The organism is Candidatus Oscillochloris fontis, assembly GCF_004138135.1.
GTDB lineage: Bacteria > Chloroflexota > Chloroflexia > Chloroflexales > Chloroflexaceae > Oscillochloris > Oscillochloris fontis.
On record NZ_RYFD01000039.1, the window covers coordinates 1 to 19,975 of the forward strand.

A 19,975-nucleotide genomic window follows, 5' to 3' on the forward strand; every position below is an offset into this window, starting at 1 on the left:
CCAGCCATACCACACCGGAGGTCTTTGGTCAACCTCCCAGACCTGCTATGAACCAATTTTCAACTAGCACAACCCCCGACTAATAGTTAGTAGCTTGGTTCCATGTGATATTTTGATCGCCCCCATTATCATGCACCTGATAGTGTGCAGAATTCGTCTCTGGGGCAATACCAGGGAAGTGGGGGTACCAAATATACACATCGTATGTACCAGTCTGTGGTAAGTTTGGTCGCCAAATACCATAGTCAATGGCACTATTCAAGCTATTATAAGTCCAATAGGCATGATTATTGTATGATCCACTACTACCGATACCATCTGCGGGTACATATCCCCATGATCCAGCACCGTATGATTCATACTTACTGAAACAAGAATCGAGGTTGTCACAGATTACCTCAGTGGCAGTAGGCACTTCTTGTGCTGCACTCACCGAAACAATCGAACTAAGCAATGTTGCAATAAAGAGTAACAACAGAAATGTAAATATCTTTGGTACAGAAATCCAGTATGATTTAGGCATAATATATACTCCTTGATTGGTGATAGTGTAAATATCCTGATATTCCAGAGTAATGAAAGACACCAACGACGTATATGGCATGGATTGTTCTAATCCAAGCAGCATGAATAATTATCATATCCAACTAATTCCTCAAAGATTTAGTAACGAAAAATCCCGAAAAGCGATTACTCATCTTCCCAAAACGCATAGTACTATTATCCTTACTTCAGCTAGTACCCTTAGCCCATCTCTGATCAAAGACCCCTTGGTTGTGCCAACCTCCCCACGTTATATCTTGCAACCCAAAACCGTATCTAGGCCGTACTATCGCCCATCATGCAAAAATCCAGCCTTGACAAAACGGGTTATTATACCTATACTTTTTAAGGCGCATATCAGTCTGCGTGGCTGTTGTACGTACAATCCCCTAAGTGGCGCCCGTTATGCGCTTAACCCCGCTTTGTTGAGTGCAACTGAAGATCTGCGAAGAGGGCGCAGCTCCTCCTCTGCGGGGGGGGAGCCGTCGTTGTGTCTTTTGCAGCTAGGCTAGGAGCACAGAACCGATGCTCAAGCGAAAGAAGATGCTTTGGGGCATGGCCGATTCGTCGGAGGAAGAGCACGAGTCGGATCTTGCGCGACTGACTGATGTTGATGAGTTGGTCAGCGATACGACCGAGCACACCAAACCGGCTGAGCCAACCCCCGATGCCGTGCAACACTATCTCCAGGAGATTGGGCGTGTGTCGCTGTTGACCGCCTATGAGGAGGTGGAACTATCTGAGCGTATTGAGCGCGGGGATGAGGCTGAGGAGCGTTTGGCGGATCAGGAAGAACTGAGTTATTCCCAGCGCCGTAATCTTGAGCATGAGGTAGAACGCGGCAATGATGCTCGCCGCCATTTGATCCAGGCCAATCTGCGCCTCGTGGTGAGTATTGCGAAGAAGTATGTTGGACGTGGTCTCTCGCTGCTCGATCTGATCCAGGAGGGGAATATCGGGCTGATGCGGGCGGTTGAGAAGTTTGATCATCGTAAGGGCAACCGCTTTAGTACCTATGCGACGTGGTGGATTCGTCAGGCTGTCACGCGCTCGATTGCTGAGCAGGGGCGCACGATTCGGCTGCCGGTGCATATGAGCGAGTCGGTGAGCCAGGTGAAGCGCACCTCGGAGCGCCTCTCGCAGTCGCTCGAACGCCAGCCGAGTGCCGAGGAGATCGCGATTGCGCTCGGCCAACCCACTGAACGCATCGAGCGGGTGTTGGAGGCGGCGCGCCGTCCGGTCTCGCTCGAAACTCCCGTCGGTGATGAGGGTGAGCATACCTTGGGCGACTTCCTCCCTGATGATGATCTGCCGACCCCCGGCGATTTTGCCTCAGCTCAGTTGTTGCGCCAGGATCTCTGTGCGGCGCTAGAGCACCTGAATGAGCGTGAACGCCGGATTATTGATCTGCGCTATGGCTTGCTTGATGGCCGCCGCCGGACCCTCGAAGAGGTTGGGCGTACCCTGGGGATGACCCGCGAGCGGGCGCGCCAAATCGAGGCTGAAGCCCTGCGCCGTCTGCGTAGCCCTGATGTTGGGCAACATCTACGCGACTATTTGGAGTAGGGTGGAGGTTTGGGGCGGCAAAGCTGCCCCCGAAGATAATTTTGGGTATGTTTTGGTGGCGAAGCCGCCAAAACATACCCAAAATTGGGGTTTGGAGCCTAGCCCCAACGATTTTGCCCATGCCCGCAGCAAATGGGGGCGGCCAATTGGCCGCCCCCACTGTTTGTTCCTACCTACCTCAGCATTAGTACCGTGCGCGTGAGCTTGGGCCACCACGCATCTGGTCGAAACAGTCGCTGCAATAGACCGGCTTCGTGCCACGCGGAATGAAGGGAACCGTCGTCTCCTGACCACAGTTGGCGCACGTTACCTTGTACGACACACGCTCCCGTGGGGTGGACTGAGCGTACGACGCTGATCGTGGTGCGCGGTCATCCCGGCCACCACCAGCGCTGACTTGTGCCTTGCGATTCTGCCGACACGACGGGCAGCGTGTCGGTTCATTCACAAAGCCCTTCGATGCGTAAAACTCCTGCTCGCCAGCCGTAAACACAAAGTCCATCCCACAGTCCCGACAGGTCAGGGTCTTGTCCGCGAAGCTCATGGCTCGCTACTCCTTGAAATGGGTCTAACGCCGAGGTTGGTCCGCGCCTGGGTAGCGAGCAGATTCACCAATCCCAGCCCCTAGAGGTCAGAGGCTGACTGTACCGTTCGCCTATGCCAAAGCCGTCCCAGATAGTGACTCATTATACGCCTTTTTTACTTATCCGCAATAGGCATTTTGTGGCATTATCACGCGAATAAGCCGAATCGCCAATGAAACATAACGGCGCAGGTACCAAGTAGGGGCGAAGCATCGCATGCCAACCTAGATTATGGCTACCTAGCACATGGCATACGATGCTTCGCCCCTACTTGGCCATGCTACAATAGATAAACCACCTGCTACGCGAGGAGTTTTTATGCCCCACACAACCATCAATGGAATTACGTTGCACTATGCAGATGAAGGGGACGGGTCGCCGATCCTCTTTTTGCACGCCTTCCCGCTCTCTGGGGCAATGTGGCAGCCCCAACGTGCCGCCCTGGCCGACCAGTTCCGCCTGATTGTGCCCGATCTGCGCGGGTTTGGGGCCACGGACGTCCCCCCCGGCCTCACGACGATGGAGCAGTGTGCTGATGATATGGCGGCGCTGCTCGATCATCTGGGTCTGGCGCAGGTGGCGGTGTGTGGTCTCTCGATGGGTGGCTATATTGCGATGGCGATGTTGCAGCGCCATCCCGCCCGTATCTCCGCGCTGGTGCTGGCCAATACGCGGGCGAATGCCGATTCTCCAGAAGCTCAGGCTCAGCGAGAGATCAATGCGACGATTGCTGAGGCTAAAGGTTCAGCCACGATTGCCGATATGATGATTCCGGCTCTCGTCGCCTCGCATGCTGAGCCGCATGTGGTTGCGACCCTGCGCACGATCATCGAGGCAAACCGGCCCGCAGGGATTGCGGCGGCGCTGCGCGGGATGGCACTGCGCTGCGATTCCTTCGCCACCCTCCAGGCGCTTAGGCTGCCCACGCTGCTGATCGCTGGTACCGATGATGCCCTGACCCCGCTCGATACTGTCCGTATGATGCACGAGGCGGTTCCTTCTAGCCGCTTGGTGATCATTCCTGGTGCTGGCCATCTGAGTAATCTGGAACGCCCCGATGAATTTACGGCTGCACTACGATCTTTCCTCAGTTGAAGGGTAACCTATGGGGATTGCCGCCGACATCGCTACCATTCTCGTCGCCGCTCTGCTCGGTGGCTTTGTGGCGCAACGCCTCGGTCAGCCGCTCATCCTGGGGTATATCATCGCCGGAATTCTGGTTGGCCCCTATACCGCTGGCCCGAAGGTGGTCGAGACCCACGATATTGAGTTGTTGGCCGAGATTGGGGTGGCGCTGTTGCTCTTTGCGCTCGGCTTGGAGTTTAATATTACGCGCCTTGCCCGTGTGCGCTGGGTGGCCTTTTTTGGTGCTCCGCTCCAGATCATGCTCACCATGATTCTCGGTTGGGGCCTCGGAGTGGCCTTGGGGTGGTCGCCCTATGCCGCGCTCTGGTTGGGGGCGATGATCGCGCTTTCGAGCACCATGGTCATCCTGAAGACGTTGATGGCGCGTGGGACGCTGGGGACGCTCGATAGCCGGGTGATGCTGGGGATGTTGATTGTCCAGGATCTGGCGGTGGTGCCGCTGTTGATCATTCTGCCTGAGTTGGCTAATCTGGCCGAGGGGTTGCCCCAACTGGGCTGGGCCATGTTGCGCGCGGGCCTCTTCTTGGCGACGATGATCGTGGTCGGAACGCGGGTCATTCCGTTCATCCTCAAACGTATTGCGACCTGGGGGTCGCGGGAACTCTTTCTGATCGCGGTGATGGCGGTTGGGTTGGGAGCCAGTTATGCGACCTACCTCGCCGGACTCTCCTTCGCTTTTGGGGCGTTTGTGGCGGGCATGATCCTGAGTGAGTCGGATTATAGCCACCAAGCGCTCAGTGATATTGTGCCGCTGCGCGACATCTTTGGCATGCTCTTCTTTGTTTCGGTGGGGATGTTGATCAATCCGGCCTTCTTGCTGTCCAACATCGGCCCGATTCTGGTGCTGGTGGTGGCGGTGACTATCGGCAAGGTGATCATCTTTACCGGGGTGGTCTATGCCTTTGGCTACCGGGGTGAATTACCAATCGCCGTCGGCATGGGCCTCTTCCAGATCGGCGAGTTTGCGTTTGTGCTTGCGCGTACCGCCGTGAATGAGCAGATGATCACCAATGACCAGTATGGATTGCTGTTGGCCGCTGCGCTGACAACGATGCTCCTCACGCCCTTGGTCTCTGGGTTGAGTGGGCCAGCCTATGCGCACATTCAGCGTTGGCGGCGGCGCAAGCCCACCCCCAACCCGCCGCTGGTCGAGGGCGAATTGATTGGGCACATCATCATCGCCGGGTATGGCCGGGTTGGCCGGTATACGGCGGATCTGCTGCGCCGCCTCGACTTACCCAGTGTGGTGATCGAGCGTGACCAGCGCCGGATGGATGAACTCAAGGAGCTTGGGCAACCGGCGATCTATGGTGATGCGGGAAGTTCGGTGGTGCTGGAGGCGGCGGGTGCGAAGAAGGCGCGCCTGCTGCTGGTGGCGGTCTCGGCGGCGATTGATGCGGAGACAGTGGTGCGGCAGGCGCGGGCGCTTAACCCCAATCTGCATATTGTGGCGCGGGCGACCCAGTTGGGCCAGCTTGAGATTCTGCGCACACTGGGTATCCACGAGGTGGTGCAACCCGAGTTTGAGGCCGGGCTCGAAATGGTGCGCCAGGTCTTGTTGCACTTCGATTTCCCGCCCGCCGATATTGAGCGCCTGAGTGATGGGGTGCGTAACGAACACTATCGCCCGATTGAAGCTCCTCAGACGAGTGCGCCACTGTTGCGCCAACTGCGCCGCGCCCGCCGCTCGCTCGAAATTGCATGGTTCTCGTTACCCGAAGATTCGCCCTTGGTGGGGCGTAGTATTGGTAGTAGCGCCATCCGCCAGCGCTGTGGAGCCTCGGTTATTGCGGTGCTGCGCGATACCAATTTGATCAGTAACCCCGGCCCGGATACACTTATGTTGGCTGGAGATCAGATTGCGGTGCTGGGAACAACCCAGCAACGCACCGCATTCCAACATCTGATGGAGGAGCAAGTGGTCTCTAAAGCGGTGCTGTTGCCCTTTGCGCCCCATGATGAGGTATTGGATCGTTGTTAAGTGTTAGGAATAAGGAATCACGGATCAATGTCTACCAACCCCGAACCGATTGATCGCAAGACCGCGCTTGTTGTTGTGGCCCACCCGGATGATGCCGAGTTTGGTTGTGGTGGCACGCTGGCTGCCTGGGCCAACGAGGGCTGGCAGATTACGCTGGTCATCTGTACGGATGGTTCCTCCGGCGGGCCGGATGAGGCGACCGATGTGCGCGATGAACTGCGCTATCAGTTGAGTGGCACGCGCAAGCAGGAGCAGGCCGCCGCTGCCGAGGTGCTCGGCATCCACGCGGTGATCCATCTGGACTACCCGGATGGGACGCTTATCCCCAGCATCGAATTGCGCCGCGAGATCGTGCGCCTCATCCGGCGCACCCGCGCCTACCGCGTGGTCTGCCAGTCGCCGGATCGGGTCTGGGAACCGCAATACATGGTCGGGCGCTTCCATCCCGATCACCTCGCGGCGGGTGAAGCGACGCTGGCGGCGGTCTACCCGGCGGCGCAGAACCCCTGGGATTTCCCCGAACTCATGGCCGAAGGCTTGGCCCCTAGCCGGGTCAAGGAGATCTACATTATGAATGCGCCGCACCACAACTATGCGGTGGAGATTAGCGCTACCTTTGAGCAGAAGCTGGCTGCGCTGGCCTGCCACGTCAGCCAGCTTGGTACCGACCAGAGCCAACTGGCTGAGCGGGTGCGGGCATGGGCGGTTGAGCGCGGGCAAGCCTTTGGGGTGGCGATGGGGGAGATCTTCCACCGTGTGGAGAATTAGGCTACCTGCGGTGTTAGCGCTTCTCCCGTTTGGGTTTCGTTAAGTGAGACCAAAAATCGGGAGGAGCAAGAAGGCGGGTTAATCTTCGGGGAGGGTGACGACCAGGAACCAGTAGTCAATTAAGGTCTGGACGGACTGTTTGAAGCGGCCATAATCAACCGGTTTGATCTGGTAACTATTGGCCCCCCGTTGGTAACAGCTTGCGATGTCTTTTGGATTATTGGACGTAGTAAGGACAACGACCGGGATCGCCTTAAGATCCTCATCATCCTTAATCACCGCGAGCAATGCCCGCCCGTCGGTACCGGGCAGATTGAGATCCAACAGAATCAGGTGTGGGCGCGGAGCCTGAGCCGGATCGTTATAGCGCCCACGCTGGTAGAGGTAGTCGAGAGCCTGATCCCCGGTTGTGCAACGGTGAATCACCATTGCCACATCCTCACGGCGCAAGCCACGGATGGTTGCCGCAACGTCCTCGTCGCTATCTTCAATGAGCAGAATATGCCACTCGCGCATAGAACCGCCATTCACCTTCTACAGATACTCTACTGCGGTACGCCCCGGCATGGGCAAACTGGCATCCACGCGGCTCAAGGTGAACCAGAAGGTGGTGCCTTCGCCGACATGTGAGGTGAGCCAGATAGTACCTCCGTGGCGCTCGACAATCTTTTTAGCAATCGTCAATCCCGCCCCAACACCACCACCATACTCATCGCGGCCATGGAGCCGCTTAAAGATACGGAAGATAGTCTCTTGGTGCTCTTCAGGAACCCCAATACCATTATCGCGCACATAGAAGAGGTAATGCGGCCCGTTCTCCTCACTATCGAGGCAGGTTACGCCAATCTCAACCCATTTATCAGGTTTATCGTTATATTTGATCGCATTCGCGATCAGATTACTAAAGACTTCACGCACCCGTGCTTGGTCGGCGCGCACGCGGGGTAAGGGATGCGGGATGCGGATTTCCACCCCGCTCTCTTGGATACGTGGTGCCAGCAGATTGATCACATCGTTGAGTTCGGCATGGAGATCGGCCTCGATCCAGGTAAGTTCGGCACGCCCTACCCGTGAGTAGTGGAGCAACGAGTCGATCAGCGCCTCCATGCGCTGAGTCAGGCGCACCAGGGTCATGAGCTTCTCTTTACCATCAGCATCGAGCTTATTGCCATAGTCCTCGATCAGAAAGTGGGCATAGTTATGCAGCCCACGCAGCGGCTCTTTGAGATCGTGCGAAGCAACATAGGCAAACGAGTCCAGTTCGATATTACTGCGGGTTAATTCATCATTGAGCCGCGAGAGTTCTTCGACCTTGTAGAGCACCAGATCAATAATCGCTCGGCGCAGATCGCGAGCAGCGGTCACCTCACAGCCACGCCAGGGGATGGCGGTTTGGGTAACGTGTTCCTTCCAGACCTCGAAGGATCGGCGGGGGGTAAGAATCGCACTCCCGGCATGGATCTCAACCGGCTTCGTTGGATTCCCAGCCCAGCGCACCGTCTGGATCACCTCCGGTCGGAACCAGAGCAGGTAATTGGGCCGGGTGCGGTCGAGACGGACCGCCAAGAGCCCGCTCGCCATTGCGGTAAAGGGGGTAATGGGTGGATAGTGTTGGGGCAGGGCATGGGTGGCATAGATAGTATCCTGTACCTCTTGTCCCAACCACTCGATCAACTCCCGAACCACCGCTTCGGGTGGCGTGGTACCCATCAATACATGCTGGCCCTCCAGACAGACCGCCACCCCACCTGAGTCGATAAAATTAGTAAGGTTGGGTGTAAACTGGGTCAGGCCCGCAACCACATCATTTGCCACACTCATTTGTTGCACCAGGGCCGCCTGGATGCCCTGGAAGGCGATAGTATCGGCGGCCTCCTCGGCGGCTTCTTTGTCACCGATCTGGAGTGAAACCACATGACCAAGAAACTCACAAGCGGCACGGATGTCATAGGGGAGGTAGTGCGGGCCGGTATGGTGGTGACAGGCCACGAGGCCCCAGAGTTGCCCATTCTTGATCAGCGAGATGGACATTGACGCCTTGGCACCCATGTTGATCAAATATTCGATATGAATAGGCGAAACACGACGTAGTGCGGCGTAGCTCATATCGAGCGGGATGCTAGGGTGTTGTGCGGTGATTGCCAGCATGGGAACCGGCTGGTAGGTGACATCAGGAATGATCCGTAGCCAGTTGCGCAGGTAGAGTGCCCGTGCCTGACGCGGAATGTCCGAGGCCGGGTAGTGGAGATCGAGGTAGGACTCGAACGCCGCCCCCTTCTCCTCGGCAATCACCACCCCACAGCCATCGGGCTGAAACTGGTAGATCATCACACGGTCAAAGCCGGTGAGCTTATGTACCGCTCCGGCGAGGGTCTGGGCAAACGCCCGCAGCGTGGGAGCGCGCTGGCATGTCGTGACCGCACCGCGTACCATCCGATAGATACGGAGGATCATGCTCTGATCACTCTGGGTGGAAGGTTCCAACTCGAGAATGAGAACGCCCTGTATACGATGGGCGATTAGATCAAATAATTGGCCTTCATGCCCAAGTGACAGGGAGAGTAAATAGAGCGGGTTCTCTTCAATCGGTTCACTTGCGAGGCTCTCGCGCAAATTCGCCAGCACCTCTGGTTCGAGCAGAAGGCTGAGCGATTGGCCCAGCAACTCCTGGGGCGTGCGCCTCAAGAGCGATGGGGTATTGGCACTCACCTGAATGATCGTTAAGTCGGGTTCACTCAGCACCAAGAGCACCCCATGGGGCTGAATTGAACCAGGAATATGGTTGCGCTGGCCCACGCTTTCGCCCACACCTCACACAGGATTGTGGTTGATACGATTGAAGTGCGGGCCTTCCCTGAACTGGTTGAGTGTTATGCAGTAACACAAACCCCCACGATGGTGATTAACGGACGGGTGATGATGTTTGTTCCGAGTGACATAACCGAGGCGATTATTTTGCGGTATCTGCGTAGTCTGACTATTTGAGTCGTGAGGATGCGTATGCCTACATCAAACCGACGCAGCAATCGCTTCGTCGCGCTACGCTTTGGAGGTTGGCCTAACCATCGCCATGGGCAGGCTGCGCCACACCACCGTATCGGGATCTGGTTGGCCCGGCTTTTGCATCGGATATTCTAGGGTTGTTACTTGATCTGGTAGCGTTCGATCCCGCCACTCCGGGTGCCGATCCAGAGTTGCCGATCAATCCCTAGCTGAATGACGGTTGGCTCGGCCCCGGAAAACCCGGAGTTGCGCGGCAGGTACTGGCGCCAGCGTTGCCCATCGTAGTGCGCCAGAAGCCCGCCCACCTCCAGCGGTCGCCCTGTCCCTACCCAGAGGCCATCGGCACTACTGCTCCCCAGCGCAGTGACAATCGCCGAGGGCAACCCGGAGTTGGCCGGGGTCATCCAATGCCACGCCGCACCGTCCCACATGGCGAGGCCATCCCCCAGCGTGGCCGCCCACACCCGCCCCTGTACATCAACCAGCAGGTCGGTGACCCCGGCGCTCCCAAAGCCTTCGGCCCCGGCGAATCGGCGTACCACTCCGCTGGCTGGCTCAACCCGCCATACTTGGCCCATGCCCCCCAACCAGACCACCGAATCCTGCATGGCGATACTCAACACTACCGCGTTACCCACGCCTTCTACGCGCTCCCAGCCGCGTGCATCAGCCGCCCGGACGCTGACCCCGGCTGGGCTGGCGGCCCAGATCTGCCCGTGACCATCTATGGCGAGGGCGTAGATCGCCGTAGTTGGCCCCTCTACTGCATGCCACCTGCGCCCATCCCACATGGCGACGCCGTTGTTACCGCCGGCCCAGAGCTGCCCCGCTTCATCACGCACGAGCGCACGCACCCGGCCCACTCCCGGATCGGCGAGTGCCTGCCAGGGGCCGTTGGCTGGCCCTAGTGCGATCCCGCCATCGCCCGCGAGTACCATGCGTCCATCGGGTAGTACCAGCAGTGCATTGATCGCACCGCTGGAGAGCGGTAGGCTGGTTGGCGCAATCTGCGACCAGCCGATGCTGCCGAGCGCAACCCCGGCCAGCCCGTAGAAGTAGATTCCGGCTACGAAGCTGCCAAAGATGCTCATCGCTATCCAGGCATAGCGCGGCGGATGTGGTAACATCACCGCACTCCAGCCCCAATAGTCGTTCCATTCGCGCAGGTGGGCCACCAGCCGCCGCAGGGGCGGATCGGCGAGAGCGACGATTAGCGGCACGAGTGGGAGGGTGTATTGTGGCCACTTGGTCGGCCAGACGAGCAGGATGAGTAGCCCGCCCAGCAGGCCAATCACCAGCCAGCGCCGGGCTGGTTCGCGCCAAGCCATGGGAATACCGGCGAGCGCAGTTAGGAAGATCAGCCCATCTATGCCGGGGTAGAAGAAGACCTCCGGGTGCCAAGTCGTAGCGGGCGCAGTAGCCAGCCAGATGAACGGTTGGAACCAGGGGTAGTTGGCCGCCGCTACCGCCGCACTCTGGGTGTAGGTGGCATGAAAGCCCAACATCGTCGCCAAGCGTCCCAGCGGATCGAGCCATAGACTCGGACTCAGAGCCAGAAACACCAACCCCGCCAGGATCAATAGCCCCAAGGTGCGTAACGTAGGGTAAAACGCAAAGGCGCCAAGACGCAAAGGTTTTGTTGCAGGCTTTGCGCCTTTGCGTCTTGGCGTCAAAACCTGGAAGCTAGGTGAAGGTTGGCCCTGCCGCCAGACCAGCAACGCCAGCAGAGCCGGAGCCAGCACGAGCGGGTAGGTCAGTTTACTCGCTGCGGCAACGCCTAGCCCCAGCACCACCAGCCAGCCCATGCGGGGGCGGTGCGCCGCACCAAGGGCGAGGAGCAGTGCCAGCATGGGCAGTGACTCCAGGTAGGCTTGGGCGGTATACTTGACCGTCAGGGTGTGGATAGCCAGCAAGCCCGCCGCAAGTGGCCCCAGCGCCCAACTGGCCGCCGCCACCGCCGCCACCCCGGCCAGCACCGCCAGCGCCCGGCTGGTGTAGAGCACACTCGTGGTGTTGGCGGCATCCCCTAGGAGCAGCGCCCCCCCGGCGTAGAGCAACTTGACCAGTGGAGGGTGTTCGCGGTTGGCGGGGGAGTCGCGGAGGAAGTCCAGATCACCCGCCCGGATCGCCTGTGCATAGCCCAACGCCGCATCCACATAGATCGGCTCATCAAAATCTATCGGGAGCAAGAGCGCCGCCCATGCCCGCAGTGCCAACGCGACAGTGATGATCAGCACGAGACTTCGTTGCATGGTGGATACCAATTCCTGTGACGGGGGTTTACCAGAATCACCTGTCGCCCAGCTTCTTCCGCTTTGGCGATGGTCATCTGGATGAACTGCGTCCACGCCACATCCATGATGCTTTTGCGCATCCCACGACTGCGCCCGATCTCCTGTGGGGCCAGGTCTTCAAACACGATCACCTGATAGCGGTCAACCAGCTTGCGGCTCTCCTGGTGGGCGAAGTTCGCCCGCCGATTGGCAATCCGCTCGTGGATCTTCGCCAGGATGCCCTTCTGTTTGGCGTTTTCCGGCCAGTCTTGGGCGTTCTTGGCCGCATCCTTCCGCTGTTGAACCCGCTTGAGATCGGCCGCATCACGCCGATAGAAGCGCGGGTTGGCGATCTCCTCGCCCGTCGAGAGGGTGGCAAACGACGCCAGCCCAACATCCACGCCGCCAACCTCGCCGGTTGGCGGCAGCGGCGCGGCCTCCGTCTCACACGAGACGCAGGCGAACCACTTGCCGGTGCGCGACCGGGTCAGCATCACCGTCTTGGGGGTTCCCTCCAACGGGCGGTGCAAGACGATGAGCGATCTTCATTGTAGCAGGAGATAACCTCAAGATTCTCGCTCCACCCACCACTCCTGCGTTACGTTGCAGTGAATATTGACACCCCCCGCAAGGGCTGCTATACTCCGCCCAACAAGAAAATAAGCGACGTTGAACAGGATGAGTAGGCGTCATACGGTGCTCAGCGAGTCGGTGGATGGTGGAAGACCGACGCATACGACGACGACGAATGGCCCTGGGAGTCGCAGGATGAACCGACCGGCAACGCCGGATCGCAGTAGTCTTCGCCGGAGACGCCACCGTTATCAGGGCGCTGGGTGTGAAGCGGCTTGGCCCGACAGCACCCGTTGAGTGTGTCGTTCCCGCGAGGGGCGGCAAACGAGAGTGGTACCACGAGTTTTCTCGCCTCTCGATCCATACTGGATCGAGGGGTTTTTTGTTTGTGGCGCAATACGCAAGAGGAGGATCTCCAACGATGGACACGATCAAGTACGTACTCAATGAAGACCAGATGCCGACCCACTGGTACAACATCGCCGCTGACTTGCCGACTCCGGCGGCTCCGGCACTGCACCCTGGGACGGGTCAGCCGCTTGGCCCGGCTGATCTGGCTCCGCTCTTCCCGATGGAGTTGATCATGCAGGAGGTAAGTACCGAGCGCACGATTGATATTCCTGAAGAGGTGCAGCAGATCTATCGCCAGTGGCGCCCCTCGCCGCTCTTCCGCGCTCGCCGCTTGGAGAAGATCCTCGATACGCCGGCTAAGATCTATTATAAGTATGAGGGGGTCAGCCCGGCGGGCAGCCATAAGCCCAATACGGCTATCGCCCAAGCCTACTACAATAAGATCGAGGGCACCAAGCGCCTTGTCACCGAGACTGGTGCCGGGCAGTGGGGTTCCTCGCTTGCCTTCGCCGGGGCGCTCTTCGGCCTTGAGGTCGAGGTCTATATGGTGAAGGTGAGCTATAACCAGAAGCCCTACCGCCGTGCGCTGATGGAAGTGTATGGGGCGCGGGTCGTAGCGAGCCCGAGCACCGAAACGGCATGTGGCCGCGCTATTCTGGCCGAGCATCCCGATAGCACCGGCAGCCTGGGCATTGCCATCAGCGAGGCGGTGGAGATGGCGGTGCAGCGCGATGATACAAAGTATGCGCTGGGGAGTGTGTTGAACCACGTCATGCTGCACCAGACGGTGATTGGCCAGGAGGCCATGATCCAGATGGAGATGGCGGGCGATTATCCCGATGTGATTATCGGCTGTACCGGGGGTGGCTCGAACTTTGCCGGACTCTCCTTCCCCTTCATTGGGGCTAAACTGCGCGGTGAGCGCGATGTGCGCGTGATTGCAGTAGAGCCTGCGGCATGTCCTTCGCTCACGAAGGGTAAGTTTGCCTATGACTTTGGTGATACTGCACATCTCACCCCGTTGACCAAGATGCACACCCTGGGCAGTACCTTTGTGCCGTCGGGTATCCACGCGGGTGGCCTGCGTTACCACGGCATGGGGCCGCTGGTGAGCCACTTGCTCGATCTTGGCTCGATTGATGCGGTGGCGGTGCAGCAGTTGGAGACCTTTGCCGCCGGGTTGCAGTTCGCCCGCGCTGAGGGTATCCTGCCCGCACCTGAGGCAAACCACGCGGTGGCGGCGACCATCCGCGAGGCGCTGCGCTGTAAGGCGGAGGGCAAGAGTGAGACGTTGCTCTTCAATCTGAGTGGCCACGGGCACTTCGACCTGCAAGCCTATATGGATTATCAGGCCGGGACGCTGAAGGATTTTGAGTATTCGGCTGAAGAGGTGGCGATGGCGTTGGCTGGGTTGCCGAGTGTGGGGTAAGTTTGTATTGTCAGGGTGGTGGCGTTGCCACCACCCTGACAATACCTAGAACCGTACCTGTACCTGAACAATTGGCCCACTGGTGGGCACGATCACATACCGGCTTAGGCCGATGGTCTCGATCTGGATGGGGATGCTCTGGCCATTCAGGATGACCTGCGTGACCAGGCTGCGGGCGGTGGCGGGGAGCAGGATGCGCAGGGTACTGCCGCTGCCGCTGCCAGTCGCTTCGATGCTGATGCTCTCGATGCCGCCCTTCTTTTGGGCGGGTTGGTAGCTCCAGCGGTAGGCTACGTAGGCGTTGCTGGCCGCGTAACGGGCCACCACATACGCATCATGCACACGGTCACGCGGGGAGGCGGGCCAGCGCGGGCTGATGGTGGGGCTGTCGAGGAGGGGATCATAATCTTCGATCCCGGCGGCACCTTCGATTAAGGCTCCCAGCATGGCACTTGCCCCCCAGCCGTCGGTGGCGAGGTATTCGTTGACCGGGGCGATACCGCCGGTGGGATAGTACCAGAGGTAGGTGGCGTTGCTGCGGCGGATGAGTGTAGCGTAGCGATCTAGGATGTCGAAGCCATAGACTTCATAGCCGTAGCGGAAGGCACCGCGTGCCAACTCGCCACCGACCAGCGGCATCACCCCGCCATTGACATATTCGCCGGGGCGCTCGCCGAGGCGTCCGTCAAGGCCGAAGGCACCCGCCGGGAAGGGCGGGTCAATGCTCCACCACTCGGCAAAGGCGACCCGCCCAGGGGCTTGCAGGCGGCGCAGGTATTCGCCGACTATCGCTTGGCCCTGTTCAACGCTCAGGACGCCCCGATTGAGCGCCAGCGCGTTGGAGAGGCTGAGTTGTTTGGCCTCATCCACCCCCGGTACGTCGTAGGGGATGAGTTTGACATGGTGGGTGTAGAAGTTGCCGTTCCAGCTCAGGTGGTTGAGGCGCTGCATGATCTGGTCGGCCAAGACGTTGCGCTCGTAGGCGCTCTCCCACAACCCGGCCTGCTGCTCCATCACCGCGAGTGAGCGCAACGCTTCGGCAAGCCCGGTGTTGTCACCGTGGAAGATGCCCCACTTGGTCTGCGCGTCAATCCAGTGGCGCGGCGCGGGGCGGCCCGTGTCGGGATCGGTCGTCGTCGGCCCATACTCGAAGTCCCAGGTGTCAATGGTGAAGGGGCGCATGACGAGGCCAACGTGCGGTTCCCAACGGATAGGGCTGGTGAGGGTATACGCAATCGCCCGCTGGGCAGAAGGGAGCATCTTCAGCATCCAGTCGCGGTCGCCGGTAGTCTGCCATGTCTCGTAGATGAGTTGGACGTAGAGGTACTCAACATCGGCCTCGACAGGAGTGCGGAGAGCCGGGATCTGCCACTCTGGACGCGCCAGAAAGTCGGGGAAGCTGCCATCTTCAGCCTGCGCACGTGCGAAGGCTTCGGGGAGGCTCTTCAGATCAGTCTCGAAGTAGCGGAAGGCGCGATTTTGGTAGTAGTGGTCGCGCAACCAGAGCAGCGGGCTGTCGGGCGAGCGGTAGCCCACCACATCAGTACCGTCCAGCCGGTAGCTGAGGCGGTCATGGGCCATAAAGTCTTGCACCTTGGCGTAGAGGGTGTCGAAGGCGGGGACGCCGGTTTGGACGGTGGTGCTGGCATCTAGGGTGTAGATCGTGGCGGCATAGACCTGGGTGCCATTGACGAAGAGCGCCCCCCAATGCGGGCCGAGGCTGCCACGGGGTTGCACCCGCACTGCGCCATAACCAGCATCAAGTTGGAGATCGAACACCCCCGCTGCGCGCCCGTCCGCATCGAAGATGAGCAGTTGCGCCGGGCCGCTGTAGTCCTGCACATTCACATAGATAAGAACCGGGTTGAGTGGGGTGACGACTTCACGTTCGCTGGTGAAGGAGGCTACAAACTCGGCATGGGTGGGCGTGATCGGCCAGAGAGTAACGAGCAGAAAGATGGTCAGGATAAGGAAGATACGTCGCATAAGATGTGCTTTCAAGCCAATTCGGAATTTCTTCTTGACGCAAAGGCGCGAAGACGCAAAGGTTATGGTTGGCTATGTTCCATAAAACACAAGGAGAGCCTATACTAAAAACTTTGCGTCTTTGCGTCAACGTCATATATGCTCCCTGGGTTTTGGGCAGCATGAACAAGTATCATGGAATGGCGGCAGTATACCATGGGGTTCTCTGCCTCTTTGCATAGCAGGAGTAGCTAGTTATGAGCGGTAAAAAGCGGATTCTCACCGGCGACCGGCCAACCGGAAAACTGCATCTGGGTCATTATGTGGGTTCGTTGGCCAATCGGGTGGCGCTTCAGGAGCGTTACGAGTGTTTCTTTATTATTGCCGATCTGCATGTGCTGACCACCAAGCCCAGCCATGAGGATATTGCGGCCATCCCACAGAATATCCGTGATCTGGTGTTGGATCACTTGGCGGTAGGAATTGATCCAGAGAAAGTGACGTTTTATGTGCAGTCGGCGGTAAAGGAGATCTACCAGATCAACCTGATCTTCGAGATGATGGTGAGTGTGCCGCGCTTGAGCCGCTTGCCGAGCATCAAGGAGATGGCGCGCAATGCGCATATTGATGAGGAGCAACTGCCCTTCGGCCTCTTGGGCTACCCGGTATTGCAGGCTGCCGATATCCTGATGCCGCGTGCGCATTTGGTGCCGGTGGGGAAGGATAATGAGGCGCATGTGGAGATCACCCGCGAGATTGCGCGCCGCTTCAATGGGTTGTATGGCGAGGTCTTTCCGGAGCCGGACGTGTTGGTACCAGAGGTGGGCACGCTCCCCGGCACCGACGGTCAGGGTAAGATGAGTAAGAGTGCCAATAACGCGATCTTCCTCTCGGATGACGCCAAGACGGTGGAGCAGAAGGTGCGCGGAATGTACACCGACCCCAACCGTGTCCGCGCCGATATTCCTGGAAAGGTCGAGGGTAACCCGGTCTTTGCTTACCACGATGCGTTTAACCCCAATCTGGAAGAGGTGAATGACCTGAAGGATCGCTACCGCTTGGGCAAGGTGGGCGATGTGGAGGTGAAGCGCAAGCTGACGGCGGCGATCAACGCCTTCCTCGATCCCATCCGCGAACGGCGCGCCCACTACGAGGCCAACCCGCAGATTGTGGATACGATCATCGCGGTGGGCAATGCGCGCACGCGGGCGGTGGCAGCAGAGACGGTGACGATGATGGAAGCGGCGATGGGCATGACTTACTTTAGATAGAGAAACCCGATGTATGCACCTTCACTAGAGGAGCTTCGTGCCCTCACCAGCCAGGGTAACATCTGCCCGATCTACCGCGAGATTATGGCCGATCTGGAGACACCGGTCTCGGCCTACTTGAAGTTGGCCCAGAGTGGCCCCTCCTTTTTGTTGGAGAGTGTCACCGGCGGGCAGAATGTGGGGCGCTACTCTTTTATTGGGAGTGACCCTTACCTGACGCTGCGCATGCACGCGGGGCAGGCGCAGGCGATTCAGGGTGGCTATAAGCAGACGCTGCGCTATGATGATCCGTTGTTGGTGTTGGATAGCTACCTGAGTGCGTACCGCCCGGTGCGGCTGCCTAACCTGCCGATCTTTGTGGGTGGCGCGGTGGGCTATTTGGCCTACGAGGCGGCGCGCTACTTCGAGCGTCTGCCGGTGCCTGAGGCGCGCGCCTATGATATGCCCGATAGTTGGTGGATGTTTGTGGATACGCTGTTGGCCTTCGATCATGTGCGGAATAAGATCCTGGTCATCTCGCATGTGCATTTGGATGCCGAGGATCTGGCGGCGGAGTATCTGCGGGCGGTGGGGAAGATTGAGCATGTGATCACGCGGCTGCAACGCCCGTTACCCCAGGGAACGCCGACCCATGGGCGTAACTATGAGCCGCATAGTGTGCCGCCGCCACCACCCGTTGCGGCAACATCAAACCGTACCCAAGCGGAGTTTGAAGCGGCTGTGCTGGCGGCCAAAGAGTATGTGATGGCGGGCGACATCTTCCAGGTACAAGTCTCGCAGCGCTTTAGTAAGCCCACCAGCGCCGACAGCTTTACGATCTACCGGGCCTTGCGCACGATCAACCCCTCGCCCTACATGTTCTACATCCGCACCGGCGAGGGCGATCTGGTGGGGGCGTCGCCGGAGATGTTGGTGCAGGTACAGGAGGGTCAGGTTGAAACCCGCCCGATTGCCGGGACGCGCTGGCGGGGTAAGGATATCGCCGAGGATGAGCGGCTGGCCGCCGAGTTGCTCGCCGATGAGAAGGAGCGTGCTGAGCACCTGATGCTGGTCGATCTGGGGCGTAACGATATTGGGCGCATCAGTGAGCCGGGGACGGTGCAGGTGCCAACCTTCATGGTGATCGAGAAGTATAGCCATGTGCAGCATATCGTGTCGGCGGTGACGGGGCAACTCCGCACCGACCTGAAGCCGCTTGACGCCCTACGCGCCTGTTTCCCGGCGGGTACCGTTACCGGGGCACCCAAGATCCGCTCGATGGAGATTATTGCGGAGTTGGAGGGCCAGCAGCGCGGAATCTACGCGGGGGCGGTGGGCCATGTGGGTTTCAATGGTGATCTCGATCTGTGTATTGCGCTACGTACTATGGTGGTGAAGGACGGGGTAGCTTATGCCCAAGCCGCTGCGGGGGTGGTTGCCGATAGTACCCCGGAGTATGAGTATAACGAAAGTTGTAATAAGAACGCTGCTTCGCTACGGGCGATAGATGTCGCTGAGGAGATTGCAGCTATGTAGTATACTATTTATGCTACATTCGTTGCATAAGATCTCACAGGACATGTGCATTGTCTTTGGGGCAGTGCCCCTCACCCCAGTTGTTGGTCGTGTTTGCTGGTTTCGCCACCAAACACGACCAAAACAAGGATCTTCGGGGGCGGCAAGCCGTCCCTTCGAACCTCCACCGTAGGTGGACGATGTTGCACATGGGTGAGGGAAGGAGCTTGTAATGGTGCGGATCGCCGTGTCACGGATTCTCCTGTTTGTTACAGGTATGTTGATTCTGCTCACTGCGGGATTGATGAGTATGTCGGAGCCGGTTGCGGCGGCTCCTGTGCTCCTCATTACCGAAACCTCTGCCGCTGAACCGCCGACGCGCACGCCAACACCGATACCGACCAACACACCGACCAATACACCTATCCCACCTCCACCAGATGAGTCTCCACGGCGCGAACCGTCCACACCCACGAGTACTCCAAGCCCCACCCCCACCAGTACGCCGATCATCCTGATTGCTGATCCGATAATCACCAAAGAGGTGAGTGTGAGCGCCGCATTTATTGGCGACACGGTCACCTATTCGCTGACGGTCACCAATTCGGGCAATGGGGTTGCTTCTGATGTGATGGTTGAGGATACGGTGCCGCCCTTCCTGGCCCTTGAGGGGGTGAGTGCGACACGAGGTGAAGTGACGGTGAATGGGGCCACGATTCGGGTGGTGATTGGCGATCTCGCCCCCGGTGACGTGGTGACGATTTCGGTGATTGCGCGGGTGGTAGCAGCGGCTGAAGCGCCCGATAACCGTAATATCGCCTTCCTGACCACGACGAGCGCGACCGACAATCCACTGAATAACAATAGTGAAGTGTCGCTCATTATTACGCAACCGGTGCCACCGCCCAATTTGCCCAATACGAGTTCAAACAGCAATTTGTTGCTACCGTTTCTCTTTATTTTGGGCATCAGCCTGATCGCAGCGAGTCTAGTGAGTCGGTGGCGCACGGCATAAGCCGGTACCCCCC

General features: G+C 58.8%; 16 protein-coding genes and 1 other annotated feature. Of the genes, 9 read left to right on the forward strand and 7 right to left on the reverse strand.

From position 1 onward, the window contains the following. Positions 1-79: 79 nt before the first annotated feature. Complete coding sequence (locus EKD03_RS13800) at positions 80-523, reverse strand: golvesin C-terminal-like domain-containing protein (protein ID WP_129631903.1); 444 nt, start codon at positions 521-523, stop codon at positions 80-82. 545 nt (positions 524-1,068) lie between these two features. Between EKD03_RS13800 and EKD03_RS13805 the strand changes: the two genes are divergently transcribed. Next, positions 1,069-2,109, forward strand: coding sequence for a sigma-70 family RNA polymerase sigma factor (locus tag EKD03_RS13805; protein ID WP_129631906.1), 1,041 nt, complete (start codon positions 1,069-1,071; stop codon positions 2,107-2,109). 184 nt (positions 2,110-2,293) lie between these two features. On the opposite strand, the gene EKD03_RS13810 is transcribed toward EKD03_RS13805, so the two are convergent. Then, on the reverse strand, positions 2,294-2,653 hold the full coding sequence (locus EKD03_RS13810) for a zinc-ribbon domain containing protein (protein WP_129631910.1): 360 nt from the start codon (positions 2,651-2,653) through the stop codon (positions 2,294-2,296). A gap of 358 nt (positions 2,654-3,011) precedes the next feature. On the opposite strand from EKD03_RS13810, the gene EKD03_RS13815 reads away from it, so the two are divergent. From EKD03_RS13815 to EKD03_RS13825, 3 genes are read left to right on the forward strand one after another with little or no spacing between them, the layout of a single operon-like run. After that, the gene (locus EKD03_RS13815) at positions 3,012-3,788 is read left to right on the forward strand and encodes an alpha/beta fold hydrolase (RefSeq protein WP_202976797.1); all 777 of its coding nucleotides are present in this window, start codon (positions 3,012-3,014) and stop codon (positions 3,786-3,788) included. 10 nt (positions 3,789-3,798) lie between these two features. Continuing rightward, the gene (locus tag EKD03_RS13820; RefSeq protein WP_129631916.1) at positions 3,799-5,820 is read left to right on the forward strand and encodes a monovalent cation:proton antiporter family protein; all 2,022 of its coding nucleotides are present in this window, start codon (positions 3,799-3,801) and stop codon (positions 5,818-5,820) included. Between the two features lie 27 nt (positions 5,821-5,847). Continuing rightward, positions 5,848-6,588: a PIG-L deacetylase family protein gene (locus EKD03_RS13825; RefSeq protein WP_129631919.1), complete on the forward strand. Its 741-nt coding sequence runs from the start codon at positions 5,848-5,850 to the stop codon at positions 6,586-6,588. Positions 6,589-6,666: 78 nt separating this feature from the next. Here EKD03_RS13825 and EKD03_RS13830 read toward each other — a convergent pair whose 3' ends face one another. Then, positions 6,667-7,104 (reverse strand): response regulator, encoded by a 438-nt coding sequence (locus EKD03_RS13830; RefSeq protein ID WP_129631922.1) that lies wholly within the window; start codon positions 7,102-7,104, stop codon positions 6,667-6,669. 18 nt (positions 7,105-7,122) lie between these two features. Continuing rightward, a complete protein-coding gene (locus tag EKD03_RS13835; protein WP_238613523.1) occupies positions 7,123-9,384 on the reverse strand; it encodes an ATP-binding protein in 2,262 nt (753 codons plus the stop codon). Between EKD03_RS13835 and EKD03_RS18465 the strand changes: the two genes are divergently transcribed. Beyond that, entirely contained in the window at positions 9,367-9,573 is a 207-nt protein-coding gene (locus EKD03_RS18465) for a hypothetical protein (protein WP_174842875.1), read from the forward strand. The genes EKD03_RS13835 and EKD03_RS18465 overlap by 18 nt on opposite strands. A 158-nt stretch (positions 9,574-9,731) precedes the next feature. Here EKD03_RS18465 and EKD03_RS13840 read toward each other — a convergent pair whose 3' ends face one another. Continuing rightward, complete coding sequence (locus EKD03_RS13840) at positions 9,732-11,843, reverse strand: ligand-binding sensor domain-containing protein (RefSeq protein WP_129631927.1); 2,112 nt, start codon at positions 11,841-11,843, stop codon at positions 9,732-9,734. After that, positions 11,822-12,394: an RNA-guided endonuclease InsQ/TnpB family protein gene (locus EKD03_RS13845; RefSeq protein ID WP_129631930.1), complete on the reverse strand. Its 573-nt coding sequence runs from the start codon at positions 12,392-12,394 to the stop codon at positions 11,822-11,824. The genes EKD03_RS13840 and EKD03_RS13845 overlap by 22 nt, the downstream gene beginning before the upstream one ends. Before the next feature lie 130 nt (positions 12,395-12,524). Beyond that, positions 12,525-12,796: a binding site (T-box leader), on the forward strand. A gap of 62 nt (positions 12,797-12,858) precedes the next feature. On the opposite strand from EKD03_RS13845, the gene EKD03_RS13855 reads away from it, so the two are divergent. Then, positions 12,859-14,217, forward strand: a complete 1,359-nt coding sequence (locus tag EKD03_RS13855; protein ID WP_129631936.1) for a TrpB-like pyridoxal phosphate-dependent enzyme — start codon at positions 12,859-12,861, stop codon at positions 14,215-14,217. Between the two features lie 45 nt (positions 14,218-14,262). On the opposite strand, the gene EKD03_RS13860 is transcribed toward EKD03_RS13855, so the two are convergent. Continuing rightward, a complete protein-coding gene (locus EKD03_RS13860; protein ID WP_129631939.1) occupies positions 14,263-16,203 on the reverse strand; it encodes a glucosidase family protein in 1,941 nt (646 codons plus the stop codon). Between the two features lie 236 nt (positions 16,204-16,439). Between EKD03_RS13860 and trpS the strand changes: the two genes are divergently transcribed. The 3 genes from trpS (at position 16,440) to EKD03_RS13875 (ending at position 19,962) form a co-directional block, all read left to right on the forward strand. Further along, a complete protein-coding gene (gene trpS / locus EKD03_RS13865; protein WP_129631942.1) occupies positions 16,440-17,453 on the forward strand; it encodes a tryptophan--tRNA ligase in 1,014 nt (337 codons plus the stop codon). A gap of 9 nt (positions 17,454-17,462) precedes the next feature. After that, the gene (gene trpE / locus EKD03_RS13870; RefSeq protein ID WP_129631945.1) at positions 17,463-18,968 is read left to right on the forward strand and encodes an anthranilate synthase component I; all 1,506 of its coding nucleotides are present in this window, start codon (positions 17,463-17,465) and stop codon (positions 18,966-18,968) included. A 211-nt stretch (positions 18,969-19,179) separates the two neighbouring features. Next, positions 19,180-19,962, forward strand: a complete 783-nt coding sequence (locus EKD03_RS13875) for a DUF11 domain-containing protein (RefSeq protein WP_129631948.1) — start codon at positions 19,180-19,182, stop codon at positions 19,960-19,962. Positions 19,963-19,975 lie beyond the last annotated feature (13 nt).